The sequence below is a fragment of the Synechococcus sp. R55.4 genome, assembly GCF_047461935.1.
Taxonomy (GTDB): domain Bacteria; phylum Cyanobacteriota; class Cyanobacteriia; order Thermostichales; family Thermostichaceae; genus Thermostichus.
On sequence record NZ_JANSIF010000027.1, the window covers coordinates 1 to 14,927 of the forward strand.

A 14,927-nucleotide genomic window follows, 5' to 3' on the forward strand; every position below is an offset into this window, starting at 1 on the left:
TCCTGCTCAGAGATAGGCAGGATGCGATCGCTTCTTTCCTGAACCATGTTCAGGAGAGTTCAGCGTGAATGTATCAGTACCCCTGACTTCCAACCTCTACAGCTCCCAGAGCCATTGAGGCCTAAGCCTCAGCAAATGCCCTTCTCCAGCCCCCCGACAGCACCTGCAAATCCTCCTCATCCAAGTCCGCAGGAGTGCCGGAGCGGATGAGCTCGGCAAAATCTTCGTTGGGCACCATGAAGCAGAGGGCGTAGAGGCGGCCTGGGCCGGTATTGTGGATTTCATGTACACCGGTCGGCGGTACCAGAATGCTATCTCCAGTTTTGATGGGGGCCGCTTTTCCATCGCAAATGGCCAGGCCTTCCCCCTTGAGAACAAAAAACATTTCCACAGCCATTTGATGGCGATTTGGAGGGGTTTTGCCTCCCTCATCGAAGATCTCCACACAAAAGGTTAGAGAAATCTGAGCATGAGAAGGATCGAACACGATGGCCAGGCGATTGGTATCGTTGGGGCTGATGCGAAAAGCCTGATAATCGGCAGGGGTTTTAACAATTGGAATCACGCAGCGGGAAAGCGTTTGCATCCGGATCCTCCGCTCAAGAGATGAGGGGTGAATAGTGGGCAAGTGCTAACAGGGGAGAGCCGCGAGCAAATCTGAGGAGGAGGCGACAAAGCCAAAGCACTGCTTGACGTTGTAGAGGGTAGCTAGCAAACAGTATTCAGGAGAGGTGGTGGCGGCGCAGTCTTCCAGCAAAATGCAGTCGTAGCCGAGGAAATTGGCATCTTGCAGCGTGGTCATGACGCACTGGTCGATGTTCACGCCGGCAAAAAAGAGGGTGGTGCGCCCCAGGTTTCTGAGAATGCTATCGAGAGGGGTATCCCAAAAGCCGCTCATGCGGAACTTATCCACCCAGATATCCTCGGGCTTGACCTCCAGTTCCTCCACCACAGCAGCGCCCCAACTGCCCCGCGTGAGGACCAAAGACCCGTTCTTAGGCAAGGGATCCCCCAGCCCTACTCCCTCTCCGGTGGGGTTGTACACATGTCGCAAGCCGGCGCTGATGTTGAGCAAGTCAGGGCGATTGCCCCAGTTCACCCACACAATCGGCACTTGAGCTTGTCGCAGGCGGGGCAGCAGGGCTTTTAGAGGGCCGATGGGAGCCCGTGCAGGTGTAACATCGACGCCAATGCTGGCCAGCCAACCGTCGGGATGACAAAAGTCGTTTTGCATGTCGATCACCAACAACGCCGCCTTGGCCAGATCCAAGCGCAGGGTTTTGCTGGAGGTGGGTAGCAGGATGGGCCGGGGATCCAAGGGCGGACGGGTGAGGTCGGCCATTTCGGCATTCACAGCCCAGGCATTGGGAGGGATCCCAAGGGTCTTCAAGGGGCGATTGGGGGTGCTCATGGATTCTCCGCTCGCGTCGCGCAGCAGTGGGATCAGGTGGGGCGGATGACCCACAACTACGCTCGACCTTAATGCACAGCCAACCTCACTTTGGAATCGTAGGCTACACTTTCTCACCTTATTAACGCATGGGATCCCCCAGGGTCAGTCGATAGGGGCTGAGATGGAGATCAGGAGAAGAAAAACCGAGGAGATTTCCGAAAAGCTGCCTAGGGATTCCCCTCTGCACGCTATGCTGTAGAGACCAAGGTTATGTAGAAATATGAACATCTTGCGGCAATATATCTTTCCCGCTCTCATCCTGCTGGTGTTTCTGTTTACCCTGGTGGTGGTGAGCATTCGCTCGTTTCTGCCGGAGGATATGGCCCAGCCTGCCCCTCTAGAAGAAGCGACGCCTGTGGCCCTTTCTGCAAACCCCTGAGGATGGCTGAACAAGGGATCCCTCTGCCTGTGGGTTATCGTTGGCGCATCGGTTCAGCCTGGGATCGGCCCTGGGTGCGACGAGGATTGCAGGCCACGTTGCAGGAATCTTTTCCAGAGCAAAGCAACTGGGATCACCTAGAAGAGACGCTGGATCGCCTCTTCGACCCACCCCGCACCCCCTGCTGGTGGATCTTGAAAGAAGAAACTGCAGAGCCGGTGGGCTGTGTTTGGGCCGGCATCTCCACAGATCAAGCCACCCATCGGCGGGTAGCCTACATCTTTCTGCTCTGGGTGGATCCCGCCCATCGCCGGCAGGGCCTGGGCAAGGCCCTCATTCAGCAGGTGGAACGATGGGGATCCCAGCAGCAGCTAGCTGCCATTACCCTGCAGGTTTATCGCCATAACCAGGCTGCCCTCAATTTCTACAAGCGGGCCCATTTCTCCGTGCAAGGCTACTGGCTGTACAAACCCCTCGGCGCCGCTGGCGTGGCAGAACCAAAAGGTTATGAAGTTTTGTGAATAAGCCGGGATCCGCTCTCAGTTGCTCCTTTGATGAAAGCGGTGGCAAAGACTGGAGGGAAAGCCCATGTCCAGACCTGTCAAACTCAGTGAAGCTGAGGTCCAAGCCAAGCTGGAAAATCTGCCGGGCTGGTCTTTGCAGGATGGGAAGCTGCATCGTCAATTTCAGTTTCGCTCCTTTGTCGAAGCCTTTGGCTGGATGAGCAGTGTGGCCTTGGTGGCCGAGAGCATGGGGCACCATCCCGAATGGACCAATGTCTACAACCGCGTGCGGGTGCATCTTACCACCCACGATGCCGGGGGCATTACAGAACTGGACTTTACCCTGGCGCAACGCATGAACGAGCTGGCCAGCTAGACGCTTCAGTACCCAACTTTGGGGATCCCTCAAAGCCGGCTTGGCAGAGGATCCCCATTTTGTCGCTGCCTCAAAGTTGTGTTGGATTGTGTTGGGAGCTGTGTCGGTCTGATAGACTAAGCCTAAGGTTAAGAAATGATAATTTTATGAACGTGCTGGTTGTGGGGGCGACGGGAACGCTGGGCCGTCAAGTGGTGCGCCGAGCCATCGAAGAAGGACATCAAGTCACCTGTCTGGTGCGAAATCCGGCAAAGGCTGCTTTCTTGAGTGAATGGGGCGCTCAACTGAAAGTGGGAAATCTGCTTCAGCCCAGCACCCTCAACTCCGCGATGGAAGGCATCGAGGCGGTGCTCGACTGTGCTACGGTGCGGGTGACCGACACCCTCAGCGCCCGTCAGGTGGACTGGGATGGCAAGGTTGCCCTGATCAATGCGGCACGGGCTGCCCAGGTAGGGCATTTTATCTTTTTCTCCATCATGGGCGCCCACCACGAGTATCCCAATGTGCCCCTGATGAATTTCAAGCATCACATCGAGAAGTATTTGGTTGGATCCCAGATGCCCTACACGATTTTTCGTCCGGCGGGCTTTATGCAGGGGTTGATCGGCCAGTACGCCATCCCCATCTTGGAAGAACAAATCGTCTGGGTAACCGGCGAGGGCATGCCAACGGCCTACCTAGACACCCTAGATGCAGCCCGGTTTGCGGTGCGAGCTCTCACTGTAGAAGCTGCCAAGCAGCAAATCTTTCCCTTGGTGGGGCCCAAGGCTTGGACGGCTCGAGAAGTCATTGCCTTGTGCGAGCAGCTCTCCGGCAAAAAGGCCAAGGTCAGCACCATGCCGCTGGGACTGCTGAGAGGGGCGCGCAAGGTGGCGCAGTTTTTTCAGTGGAGCTGGAACATTGCCGACCGGCTGGCGTTTGTGGAGGTGATCGCGGCCAAAGAACCCATGCACGCCGATATGACGCCTGTATGCGAAACCCTGGGGATTGAACTGGCCTCTCTGACCTCTCTTGAGGACTACCTGGCGGAGTATTTCCAGAAGATGTTGAAACGGCTTCGCGAGCTAAAGGTCAAGCAACCCAAAGTCAAGACGCCCTTCTAAGTCGTTGTTCTCAGTCTTCTCGGCAATTTCACAGCAGCTTGAGCAGCAACCTTGGGAGAAGGGGTGGACGGGGTCGTGTTTGCGTTAGCGGATGCCATAGCCCCAACTACTGGGATGAACTCCCAGACACTTTTTATTGACACTGCGCCATATTCAAGTTGGCGGAGATCAACCCGTACCATAACACAAAGCCGCTCTGTCGCGACAGCGGGCCGTAGGCCTTCGCTTTGGCGGTGCGGAGCGCTAAACCCAGTTTTCTTGATCATTCCCTGTGTCCAAACAATCGCAAATCCTTAGGTTCCCAAGGGGTTCATTTCCATCTACGCTTTAGAGAGTGAGGGGGTGACAACGACAGAGGTTATTCTGCTCCCCCTGCTTGAACTATAGATTTTTGTCTATAGTTTTTATCGGAAAGTTCAATTTTTATCTATCCTAGTTCGCAGCTAAGATGCTGCTTAAGACTTTTTACAGGATCTCAGCAAGTGTTCCAGTTTGGCCAAGATCCCTGGCCGAAGGAGGATTATGAGCTTGAACGGGCTGGTCACAACTGCATGGCTGATTCCCCTCTACGCCTTGGTGGCGTGGGCGGGAGCGCTGATCTGGTCCCCAGGAATCACCCGGCGCACGGGACCACGTCCGGCAGGTTATCTGAATGCGCTCTTGACGTTGATGGCCTTCCTGCACAGCGTGGGGGCGCTGGTGGCAATTTGGGATCAGCCGGCGCAGGTCATTCGGTTGCCCTGGCTACAGGTGGGGGATCTGATGTTAGAGCTGCCGCTGCAGGTGTCATCGGTAACTCTGGGGGCCTGCGCTGTGGTGACGGGGCTGAACCTGGTGGCCCAGATCTACGGCTTTGGCTACATGGAAATGGACTGGGGCTGGGCGCGGTTTTTCTCCCTGCTGGGCCTGTTTGAGGGGGGGATGTGTGCCTTGGCTTTGTGCGACTCCCTCTTTTTCAGCTACGTGATCCTGGAGATTTTGACCCTGGGCACTTACCTGTTGGTGGGCTTTTGGTTCAACCAATCGCTGGTGGTGACGGGAGCGCGGGATGCTTTTTTAACCAAGCGCATCGGCGACCTGTTGCTCTTGATGGGGGTAATCGCCATCTATCCCCTGACGGGCTCCTGGGAGTTTGAGGATTTGGCGGCCTGGGCAGAGGCGGTGCAGGCAGGATCTGTCACTGTGGATCCGACCTTGATTGCGCTGGTGGGGCTGGGGTTGCTGGCTGGCCCGGTGGGCAAGTGTGCCCAGTTCCCATTGCACCTGTGGCTAGATGAGGCGATGGAAGGGCCGATCCCGGCCTCGATTTTGCGGAACGCAGTGGTGGTGGGCACGGGGGCCTGGGTGTTGATTCGCCTGCAACCCCTCTATGAGCTTTCCCCAACGGTGCTGAAGGTGATGCTGACTATCGGCAGCTTGACGGCGGTGGGGGGATCCCTGGTGGCTTTGGCCCAGATCGACGCCAAGCGAGCTTTGTCTTATCTGGTGAGTGCCTACATGGGCTTGATTTTTGTGGCGGTGGGCACCGGTCATCCCCAGCAAGCCTATGGGTTGCTGCTGACCTATGCTCCGGCCATGGCTCTGTTGGTGATGGCTCCGGGCACAGTGATCTGGAACAGCATTACCCAGGATTTGCGCTACCTGGGCGGGCTGTGGTCGCGGCGTCCTATCTCAGGGCTGTGCTTCTTGACCGGAATGGCCGGAATCATCGCTTTGCCGCCTTTCGGTTCCTTTTGGGTGCTGACGGATCTGTGGCAGCAGTTGGTGCAATCGGGGCAGGGGTTGTGGGCGGCAGTCGTGCTGGTCACCAATGCGGTGACGGCGCTGGGGCTGACACGGGTCTTTGGCCTGATCTGGGGGGGCAAGCCGCAGCAGATGAGCGAGCGTTCGCCGGAGGTGCATTGGCCGATGATGCTGCCCATGACGGTCACGATGGGGGTGGCGCTGCACATGCCCATGATCCTAGCGGCACTAGGTCTGATTCCCGCTCTGGAAGGGATCCCTGTTGGGGTAATGACGGGATCCAGCTTGACAGGCATTGCCTTGGGAGCCTGGCTGTATCTGCGTCCGCAGCGGCAGCCGGTGGACTGGGCCTTCTTGGCCGACTGGCAGGATTTGTTGGCCAACGACTTCTACACCCCCAAGCTCTACCGGGCCAGTGTGGTGTTTGCGGTACGCATCATCTCTGAGGTTACAGCCTTGTTCGACCGCTATGTGGTAGACGGCTTGGTAAATTTGACCAGCTTGGCGGTATTGGCGGGTGGACAGGTTTTGAAATACACCACCTCTGGCCAGTTGCAAGCCTACGTGCTGACGATTGTGGTGGGGGTGGCCCTGCTGGGCTGGCTGATTCTCTAGGCTTGGGCAAGGTAGCGGGACGGAGTCCTTAGATAAAGAGGGAAAAGACCATGCTGAGTGCCTTGATTGTGTTGCCGATCTTGGGATCCCTGCTCCTGTTCTTAGGCTTGGGGGGGCGAAAGCTGGCGGTGGCCTTGGCCGGGATCCCGCTGGGGATCTCGCTGCTGCTGTTTGCCAACTTTGACCTGCAAGCGGAAGGGCTGCAGTGGGTGCAGCGGTGGGATTGGATCCCGGCAATTGGGCTGAGCTACTCCCTGGGCCTGGACGGGTTTTCCCTGCTGATGGTGGCTTTGAACGGGTTGCTCACGCTGATTGCGGTGCTGACAGCTGAGCCAGAGGTGAAGCGGCCCAACCTCTTATACGGCTGCATTTTGTTCATGAGCGGGTCGGTCAACGGGGCTTTTGTTGCCCAGAACCTGCTTTTGTTCTTCTTGTTTTACGAGCTGGTGCTGATCCCGATCTACCTGCTCATCTCCATTTGGGGCAGCCCCAAGCGGGATTATGCTGCCATCAAGTTTTTGATTTACACCGCCGTTTCCGCCATCTTTCTGTTGGGGGCCTTTTTGGCCATCTACTGGCTGGGGGATCCCCATAGCTTTGAGCTGCTGGAGATCCGCATCACCTCTCTCAGCCCTGTTGCCCAGACCTTGACGCTGTTGGCCTTGATCGTGGCTTTCGGCATTAAGATGCCGCTGATCCCCTTCCACACCTGGTTGCCTGATGCATACGGGGAGTCGTCGCCGCCAGTGGCCATCCTCCTGGGAGGGATCCTCTCCAAGTTAGGCACGTACGGTCTGTTTCGCTTTGGGCTGCAGTTGTTTCCCCAAGCTTGGGCCGACCTGGGCGGGATCCTAGCCTGGTGGGGAGCCATTGCCGTGTTGTCCGGGGCTTTGGCAGCCATCGCCCAAAAAGACATCAAGCGCATGGTGGCCTACAGCTCCATTGGCCACATGGGCTACATCTTGCTGGGCATGGCGGCAGCCACCCCGATTAGCCTGACCGGGGCGATGGTGCAGATGGTCTCCCATGGTCTCATCTTGGCGCTGCTGTTTGATCTGGTAGGCTTGGTGGAGCGCAAAGTGGGAACCCGCGATCTGGATGTGCTCAACGGCCTGCTCAACCCCTTGCGAGGCTTGCCCACAGTGAGCGCCCTGCTCATCTTGGGGGGGATGGCCAGCGCCGGGATCCCTGGCCTGGTGGGCTTTGTGGCGGAGTTTTTGATCTTCCAGGGCAGCTATCAGGATTTTCCTTTGCCGACTTTGATCAGCATCTGTGGCACCGGTTTGACGGCGGTGTACTTTGTGATTTTGCTGAACCGCACCTGCTTTGGCAAATTGGACAACCGCACCGCCTACTACCCGCGCGTGCATGGCTGGGAGCGGATCCCGGGGCTGATTTTGACGGCCTTGATCGTTTGGTTTGGGATCCAGCCCATGAGCCTGGTGAAATGGCCGCAACCGTTGGCCTTTACCCTATCCACCCAGGTGGCTCAGGCCCAAACGCTTATCTTGGCATCAGCCGGTGACCTTGCCCCCATCACCCTCTCTGGAGCCGATCCAGGCAAGCGGGAAACTCCCAGGAATTGAGATCCCAGCAGATGCCCCCTATGGAGCCAGGACTTTTGAAGAGTTGGAGACTTCTTCCATGACGACAACCCTTACAACCCGCAAGCTTCCCCCTTCTACCCACCCTTTTGCGGATGTAGTCCACCGCTTGGAGGCAGGGGGATCCATGCTGCCAGATACGCCGGAAAACCTGATGCAAATTATCGGCCTCTACAAAGCCTATGCCGTGCCAATGGATTTCTACTGGCGGGATCTGCTCTACATTGCCGAGCAGGTGTTTGTGGATCCCTTGCCTTTTTTCAAGTTCATCATTCCTGAAGAGTATCTGAAGCTGGCCAACCACTACGCGGGGGATAACGCGGATTTGCGCATTTGGCGAGGCCAGGCTACGGCCCATCCCGAGCTGCTGGAGTTTATGGAAAAGGGGGAGCTGAAGCGCAAGCTGCCCAGGATTTTGCATCACCTCTGGCATGACCGCATCAACATGGAATTTGCCGAAGAATGTATGCGGGCCATGCTCTGGCATCGGGACATGGGGGGCTTGCTGGATCCCTACATGGATTCCGAAGAATACAAGCAAAATGCCGACCGCGCCATCCGCGCCTATTGCCAGGGCAACCCCTTGTTGATGGGGCTATACAAGCTCTTCCCCGATATGTTTTTGGAGCTGTGCCGCCAGGCCACCATGTACTCGGTGTTGGGCCTGTTTTGGGAGGTGATGGCTCCGGTCTTTTTTGAGATGAGCGATCTCTACGATGAAGGCAAAATTACCAGCGTGCCGGAGGCGATGAACTTTCTGGTCAACGGGATCTTCGCCATTGCCGGACGACCCATCTACCACCGCGTGCGTATTCGGGGAGAATGGTACGATATTGTGCCCAAATCCAAAGGATTTACCTGGCTATATGAGGCCGCTTTCCCCTATGTAGAGGCCGTGTTTTATCGCACCTCTCCTTTCCGCGGCACCAAGTCCTACAACGCTCAGGCCAACGAAGTTCCCACCAACCAGTTGGACTTCCACTACGGGATCCTCTACGCCGATAAGTTTCCGGTGGGCACCGCCGGGATCCCGCCCACGCTCTTGCACCAGGATATGTACCACTTTTTGCCCCAGTATTTGGTGGAGTATTATCGCAAGCATTGCCGCGGCGAAGAGGACATGCTGATTCAATTGGGGGTTAGCTTCCAGCGCTCCATGTACAACGTCACCTCAGCCGTGATTCAGGCGGGAAGGGCCGCTTTCTTGTATCCCCTTGATGATCCAAATCCACGGCACTTGATGATGAATCGCCGTTATTTTGAGGGCCAACTCAATCGCTTCACTCGACCGGAATACGGGATCCGGGAAGCAGCCCGCCTCGCCTACATTCAGGATCAGAATTATCGCTAGCCCGTGGCAACTTTAATGATCCCAAAGCCTTTCGAGCAGCAATCCAGTTAGCAACAACTTCACAGCAAAAGGATCCCGGCCATGCCCGATATTGTCGATATTGCCGTCTCTGCTGAGGGCTTTTCCACCTTGGTAACTGCCGTTAAAGCGGCAAACCTGGTAGACACTCTCAAAAGCCCTGGCCCCTTTACCGTTTTTGCCCCCACCGATGGGGCTTTTGCCAAGCTGCCTCCTGGCACCATCACCACCCTGGTGCAAAATATCCCCCAACTGACTCGCATCCTGTGTTACCACGTGGTGCCCGGTCGCCTGAAAAAGGCAGATTTGGCCAAGTACCAAAGTGTGGGCTCGGTAGAGGGATCCCCCATCGACTTGTTGATCGAAGGGGACGTTTTCGAGGTCAATAACGCCACCGTTATCCAAGCCGACATCGAAGCCGATAACGGCATCATCCACGTCATCGACACTGTCATCCTGATGCGGCCCCACTGGTTCTGGCCGATTATGAACTCCGCCTTGGCTGCCTCGGCCAGAGGATAGACAGATCTATATCTATCCTGAACCGAGCTTGAGGAAAGTGCCTGGGTGAACCCTCTCCCCCTCTCCGCAACTTTATAGGTACGGTCAGAGATTTCTGCTCCGCGTGCAGTCTACACCATCCCCCAACCCCCATAGGGTAGGGGCTTTTGTCTCTTGTTAGCGGGGATTTTGCCATCTTTTAAACCCGGAGATGAATCCGAAGCTTGGCCTGATACGTAACTTATTTAGCCTGTTCTCTGACCGAGGAGCTTTTTTCCATGTTGTTGATCGGTTTTTCCCTTCGGCCTCGTTCAATTTTCGAGGTTTTTTGCGGCTTTTGCCTGGTTGCTGTCTTGTTTCTCAGCGGTTAAGGAAGCTTTACAAATCTCACAACCCCACTTCTACCCATTGCTAACTTTGGCCCTGGACATATTCACATTGCTCAGCCGCAGCCAGGACAATCTTTCGCCCAGGCCACAGGGCCGGTGGTCTTTGTCTTGAACATGTTGCCGAATCCAGGCAATCAGTCGGGGAATTTCCGACTGGAAGCCAACCTCACCCCTGAGCAAGTCTCCAGCTTTTTGGCCGGAGCTTACTACATCAACATTCACACGCAGGCCAACCCGCCGGGCGAGTTGCGAGCCCAGGTGGTTTTCCCTCGCTAAGGTTTGATCCAGTACCCCATCTGGGATCCCCGCAGGTGAGGGGATCCCTAATTTTTGCGGACGGATTGGCTGTTCTGTGAACTCCCCCACAGTCAGTCGTGCCGGCAGGACAGAGTTTCTGTGTAGCTCCTGGCCAGCAGCTTTCGGTAGTCCTGGAGCCGGCCTGCCAGTCCCCTTTACAGAGCGAGCTGTAGGCTTCACCTCTGGGCTAGCTGTGGAGCGCCAAGGGAATAACTACACAGGTTGTTGCCCACCTACAATGGCCCGACAGCGAATGTAGGGGCCGCCCGCATCCACCTTGGCCGGTTGACCCTTGCCACAATGGCCGGATCCCAAGTCCCACAGGAAGTCCCGCGAGACGGCATCCACCGATTGCAGCACCTCAAAAGCATTGCCGGTGATGGTGACACCGCGCAGCAACTCCGCCAGCTTGCCATCGCGAATGCGGTAGGCCCGCTCTACCCCAAACATAAACTCGCCCGTGGAGTCCGCCTGCCCGTTCCTGGCCCCATCCAGGAAGTAGCCATCGGGAGTGCTGGCGATGATTTCCTCTAGCGTTTGGGATCCGGGTTCAATGAAGGTGTTGCGCATGCGGATCAAAGGCTCATCGGCATATTCCCAGGCGCGGGCATTGCCGGTGGGCTCTACGCCAAAGTGGGCAGCAGTTTCGCGGTTGTGGAGATAGCTGACCAGAATGCCGTTTTGGATGATGGTGGTGCTTTGGGTAGGAACGCCCTCGTCGTCCACAGGAAGGGTTCCCCCTGCCCCCGGCATAAACTCTGAATGGCCGGAGTCTTTGAGGGTAACCCAGTCGCTGGCCACCCGCTGCCCCAGCTTGCCGGCAGCCACAGAACCCGCCAGAACAAAATCCGCCTCGACCGTGTGGCCAATGGCCTCGTGCACCAACAGCCCCACGATGGAAGGCGACAGAATAACCGTGGCCCATCCCCCTTCTGCGTAGCCTGCGGACAATAAATCAACCGCGGTAGCAGCCGCCTTTTCCGCCATCTGCAAGGGATGCGAGCGGAACAGGCAATCCCATCCCCCTGTTACCCCAATGGCCTCGGAGCCACTGCTGAGCTGGCCGGCAGCTTCGGCCACCGCCTGAACTCGCAGCTCGGGGCGCACCAGACGAAAGGCCACATCCGCCCCATCGGTGGTGACGATGGCTTTTTCCTCGTAAATCTCGTTGTAGGTGCAACTGGCGGAGCTAATTTGGCGAGAGGCCTGCCGGGCCTGTGCCTCGGTTTCCAGAGCCAACTGGATCTTCGCCTCCAGCGGCTTATTCAGCACCTCCTCCACACCGGGCTCGCAGAACTCCCCTTGGGCCAGCCGCACACTGGGCAGGGATCCCAGCTTTTGTTTGCGGTAGTCGGCGCTGGCTTGGGCGGCACGGCGAGCTTCAGCGATGGCCTCCCGAATGGCAGCCGGCGAGGGATCCCCGGTGGCAGCAAAGCCCCAAGTGCCGGCCTCCAACACCCGCACCCCCACTCCGGAACGGCGACGAACCGCGGTGCGCTCAAGGCGGCCCTTCTCGGCAGTGACGCTGCGGAACACCTTGCTGTGGTAGCGCAGTTCCACAAAGCCAGAGCAGTCCCGAAGGATGTCGCGCAGAAGGTCTCGCATAGCAACAGGGAGATGGGTGTAGTCCTCAGTCCAGCATAGCCCGATCCTGGAAAGTCGATGAGCTGCCACGCCGAGTGAAAGCCCCGATCCCGTTCGTGTCAGCAGTGCGGAACATTTTGGCCAGGCCCGCCGTTAGAGGACAAAGTTAACCAGCTTTTTCGGCACCACCACCACTTTTTTAGGCGTTGCCCCTTCCAGATATTTCTGCGCTGCTTCTGACCGAAGGGCCAACCGTTCCTGCTCCTCCGGCGTCACCTCGGCAGGGGCCTCAAACGAGCCGCGCAATTTGCCGTTCACCTGAATCACGATGGTCACCGTGTCGGCCACCAGCGCTGCCGGGTCATAGCTGGGCCAAGACTGCCGATGCACCGAGTCTGCGCCCCCCAGCGCCTGCCACAGCTCCTCCGCAATATGGGGGGCAAAAGGCGCCATCAGCAACACCAGCGTGCGGATCCCCTCTGCATAAACCGGCGAATCCGGGATCCCGGCCTCCCCCAGAGCATTGCTCAGCTTCATCAGCTCGGCAATGGCGGTGTTGAATTGATAATCGTTTTCCAGATCTTCGCTGACTTCCTTGATGGCGGTGTGGATGGCCCGGCGCAGATCTTTTTCCGCCTTGGTCAGGGATCCCACCTCGACCTTGGCCGGCAACAGCTCTGAGACCCTGCCCCGCCAGGACTCCGTCCCGCCACCGCGAACGACAAACTCGTACACCTGCCGCCAGACGCGGTTGAGAAAGCGAAATTGCCCTTCCACGTCGGCATCGTCCCACTCCAGATCCTTCTCCGGCGGGGCCTTGAACAAGATAAACATGCGGGCCGTATCTGCCCCGTAGTGGGCCAGCACCTCCTCAGGATCCACGCCGTTGCCCTTGGACTTGGACATGGTAGCGTAGATAACTTGCAGGGGCTCGCCCGTTTCCGGATCCCGCGGGTCGTTGGGATCCTGCACCAGAGCTGCCGGGATCCAGCGATCCTTGCCGGACTTGTTGGGGTTGTAGTAAGTGCGCCCTTGCACCATCCCCTGGGTGAGCAGACGCGAGAACGGCTCGTCAAAATCCAGCAGCCCCCGATCCCGCAACACCTTGGTAAAAAAGCGGGAATAGAGCAGGTGCAGGATGGCGTGCTCGATGCCGCCCACGTACTGATCCACCGGCAGCCAGGCGTTCACCTGGTCTTTGCGGAAGATCTCTCGGTCGTTGCGGGCATCGCTAAAGCGCAGGAAGTACCACGACGAGCAGATGAAGGTGTCCATGGTATCGGTTTCTCGGCGGGCTTCCGTGCCACAGGTGGGGCATTTCACCTTCACCCAGTTCTCCAGCTGGGCCAACGGGGATCCCCCTCGCCCCGTCAGCTCCACATCCTCCGGCAAGAGCACCGGCAGATCCTTCTCCGGCACCGGCACAATGCCACAGTGGGGACAATGGATCACCGGGATGGGACAACCCCAATAGCGCTGCCGCGAGATCAGCCAATCCCGCAGGCGGTAGTTGATCTGCTTTTCCCCCAGCCCCTGTGCCTCTAGCCAGGCGATGGCCCTTTCCACGCTTTGCCCTGGGCCTTTGCCCACCGGGATCCCGTCTAGGGGGCCAGAGTTGATCATCACCCCTTCCCCCGTCCAGGCAGCCTGCAGTTCTGAGGACTCCGTCCCGCTGGCGCGATCCGCTGAGGCCGGAGAACCCTCCGGCGGCTGCACCACCCGCTTGATGGGCAGGCCGAACTTGCGGGCAAACTCGAAATCCCGCTGGTCGTGGGCGGGCACGGCCATGATGGCCCCCGTCCCGTAGCCCATCAACACATAGTCGGCAATCCAGATGGGGATCCGCTCTTGGTTAACGGGGTTGATGGCGTAGGATCCCGTCCAAACCCCTGTCTTTTCCCGGTCTTCAGCGCTGCGCTCGATCTCGCTGCGGGCAGCGGCCTGGGCTTGATAGGCTCTGACGGCCTGCAGTTGCTCGGCAGTGGTGAGCTTGTCCACCAAGGGGTGCTCCGGCGACATCACCATGAAGGTGGCCCCCCAGAGGGTATCAGGCCGGGTGGTGAATACTGCCAGCTCGTCCCCTGCCTCGGTTTTGAAAATCACCTTAGCCCCCACCGATTGGCCGATCCAGTTCTCCTGCATGGTGCGCACCCGCTCCGGCCAGCCGGAGAGCTTTTCCAGATCCGCCAGCAGTTGGTCGGCATAGGCGGTGATTTTGAAAAACCACTGCTTGAGCATGCGCTTTTCCACCAGGGCGCCGGATCTCCAGGAACGCCCCTCCGCATCCACCTGCTCGTTGGCCAACACCGTCTGATCCACCGGATCCCAGTTCACCGCCGCCTCTTTCTGGTAGGCCAAGCCCGCCTGCAAAAATTGCAGGAAGATCCACTGCGTCCACTTGTAGTAGTCCGGCGAACAACTGGTGATCTCCCGCTCCCAGTCGTAGGAGAGCCCCAACCGCTGCAACTGATCCCGCATCTGGGCAATGTTTTGGTAGGTCCACTTGGCCGGTGGGATCCCCCGGTCGATGGCGGCATTCTCCGCCGGCAGGCCAAAGGCATCCCAGCCCATCGGGTGCAGCACTGCGTACCCCTGCATTCGCTTGTGGCGGGCAATCACATCGGTGATGGTGTAATTGCGCACATGCCCCATGTGCAGGTTGCCGCTGGGGTAGGGGAACATAGACAGAGCATAGAATTTGCGGCTCCCGTCCTTCAGCTCTGGGGTGCGATCCAGCCCGATTTCACGCCAGTGGGCTTGCCACTTGCTCTCGATGGCCTGGGGATTGTAGCGCGCGTCCACGGTTCGATGCTCCTGGGAAAAAAGCGCTCACGCTGGGAGATAGAAGCATTTTGACATACTCCCCACGCCAATCGCGCCGGCGGAGCACAGCTCTCGGGCAAGGCTCTGGTCACGAGTTTCACGAAGCACTTCGGGAAAGGAGCTCCTGCACCACATTCTTGTCCCCTAGCTGCCCAGCCTGTGCCACAAACTATTGCCCATCGACCACA

The 14,927-nt window shown here is 58.1% G+C and carries 13 protein-coding genes; 9 read left to right on the forward strand and 4 right to left on the reverse strand.

The window, feature by feature from the left end:
• Positions 1-121: 121 nt before the first annotated feature.
• Positions 122-586: a cupin domain-containing protein gene (locus NW842_RS07745; protein WP_414417801.1), complete on the reverse strand. Its 465-nt coding sequence runs from the start codon at positions 584-586 to the stop codon at positions 122-124.
• Positions 587-631: 45 nt separating this feature from the next.
• Positions 632-1,465 carry a cysteine hydrolase family protein gene (locus NW842_RS07750; RefSeq protein ID WP_414342475.1) on the reverse strand — a complete coding sequence of 278 codons (834 nt, stop codon included), beginning with the start codon at positions 1,463-1,465 and terminating at the stop codon, positions 632-634.
• Positions 1,466-1,673: 208 nt separating this feature from the next.
• On the opposite strand from NW842_RS07750, the gene NW842_RS07755 reads away from it, so the two are divergent.
• From NW842_RS07755 to NW842_RS07795, 9 genes are all read left to right on the forward strand, one after another.
• Positions 1,674-1,832 carry a hypothetical protein gene (locus NW842_RS07755; protein WP_414417802.1) on the forward strand — a complete coding sequence of 53 codons (159 nt, stop codon included), beginning with the start codon at positions 1,674-1,676 and terminating at the stop codon, positions 1,830-1,832.
• Positions 1,833-1,834: 2 nt separating this feature from the next.
• Complete coding sequence (locus NW842_RS07760; protein ID WP_414416035.1) at positions 1,835-2,353, forward strand: GNAT family N-acetyltransferase; 519 nt, start codon at positions 1,835-1,837, stop codon at positions 2,351-2,353.
• 67 nt (positions 2,354-2,420) lie between these two features.
• Positions 2,421-2,711 carry a 4a-hydroxytetrahydrobiopterin dehydratase gene (locus tag NW842_RS07765; protein WP_099812243.1) on the forward strand — a complete coding sequence of 97 codons (291 nt, stop codon included), beginning with the start codon at positions 2,421-2,423 and terminating at the stop codon, positions 2,709-2,711.
• A gap of 146 nt (positions 2,712-2,857) precedes the next feature.
• A complete protein-coding gene (locus tag NW842_RS07770; protein ID WP_414407145.1) occupies positions 2,858-3,814 on the forward strand; it encodes an NAD(P)H-binding protein in 957 nt (318 codons plus the stop codon).
• Between the two features lie 522 nt (positions 3,815-4,336).
• On the forward strand, positions 4,337-6,172 hold the full coding sequence (locus NW842_RS07775) for an NAD(P)H-quinone oxidoreductase subunit F (RefSeq protein WP_414417803.1): 1,836 nt from the start codon (positions 4,337-4,339) through the stop codon (positions 6,170-6,172).
• A gap of 50 nt (positions 6,173-6,222) precedes the next feature.
• Entirely contained in the window at positions 6,223-7,758 is a 1,536-nt protein-coding gene (locus tag NW842_RS07780; RefSeq protein WP_414417804.1) for an NADH-quinone oxidoreductase subunit M, read from the forward strand.
• A 58-nt stretch (positions 7,759-7,816) separates the two neighbouring features.
• The gene (locus NW842_RS07785) at positions 7,817-9,127 is read left to right on the forward strand and encodes a CO2 hydration protein (protein ID WP_414342182.1); all 1,311 of its coding nucleotides are present in this window, start codon (positions 7,817-7,819) and stop codon (positions 9,125-9,127) included.
• Between the two features lie 81 nt (positions 9,128-9,208).
• Complete coding sequence (locus NW842_RS07790) at positions 9,209-9,667, forward strand: fasciclin domain-containing protein (protein WP_011434417.1); 459 nt, start codon at positions 9,209-9,211, stop codon at positions 9,665-9,667.
• Between the two features lie 386 nt (positions 9,668-10,053).
• Complete coding sequence (locus NW842_RS07795; protein WP_414374720.1) at positions 10,054-10,311, forward strand: CHRD domain-containing protein; 258 nt, start codon at positions 10,054-10,056, stop codon at positions 10,309-10,311.
• Positions 10,312-10,545: 234 nt separating this feature from the next.
• Here the strand turns inward: NW842_RS07795 and NW842_RS07800 are convergent, their stop codons facing one another.
• Complete coding sequence (locus NW842_RS07800) at positions 10,546-11,937, reverse strand: TldD/PmbA family protein (RefSeq protein WP_414357839.1); 1,392 nt, start codon at positions 11,935-11,937, stop codon at positions 10,546-10,548.
• 132 nt (positions 11,938-12,069) lie between these two features.
• Positions 12,070-14,718, reverse strand: a complete 2,649-nt coding sequence (gene leuS / locus NW842_RS07805) for a leucine--tRNA ligase (RefSeq protein WP_414417805.1) — start codon at positions 14,716-14,718, stop codon at positions 12,070-12,072.
• Positions 14,719-14,927 lie beyond the last annotated feature (209 nt).

Coding starts and splice junctions, on each gene's coding strand:
- NW842_RS07760 (WP_414416035.1), top strand. CDS start 1,835: ATGGCTGAACAAGGGATCCCTCTGCCTGTGGGTTATCGTTGGCGCATC.
- NW842_RS07770 (WP_414407145.1), top strand. CDS start 2,858: ATGAACGTGCTGGTTGTGGGGGCGACGGGAACGCTGGGCCGTCAAGTG.
- NW842_RS07765 (WP_099812243.1), top strand. CDS start 2,421: ATGTCCAGACCTGTCAAACTCAGTGAAGCTGAGGTCCAAGCCAAGCTG.
- NW842_RS07800 (WP_414357839.1), bottom strand. CDS start 11,937: ATGCGAGACCTTCTGCGCGACATCCTTCGGGACTGCTCTGGCTTTGTG.
- NW842_RS07775 (WP_414417803.1), top strand. CDS start 4,337: ATGAGCTTGAACGGGCTGGTCACAACTGCATGGCTGATTCCCCTCTAC.
- NW842_RS07745 (WP_414417801.1), bottom strand. CDS start 586: ATGCAAACGCTTTCCCGCTGCGTGATTCCAATTGTTAAAACCCCTGCC.
- NW842_RS07790 (WP_011434417.1), top strand. CDS start 9,209: ATGCCCGATATTGTCGATATTGCCGTCTCTGCTGAGGGCTTTTCCACC.
- NW842_RS07755 (WP_414417802.1), top strand. CDS start 1,674: ATGAACATCTTGCGGCAATATATCTTTCCCGCTCTCATCCTGCTGGTG.
- NW842_RS07780 (WP_414417804.1), top strand. CDS start 6,223: ATGCTGAGTGCCTTGATTGTGTTGCCGATCTTGGGATCCCTGCTCCTG.
- NW842_RS07785 (WP_414342182.1), top strand. CDS start 7,817: ATGACGACAACCCTTACAACCCGCAAGCTTCCCCCTTCTACCCACCCT.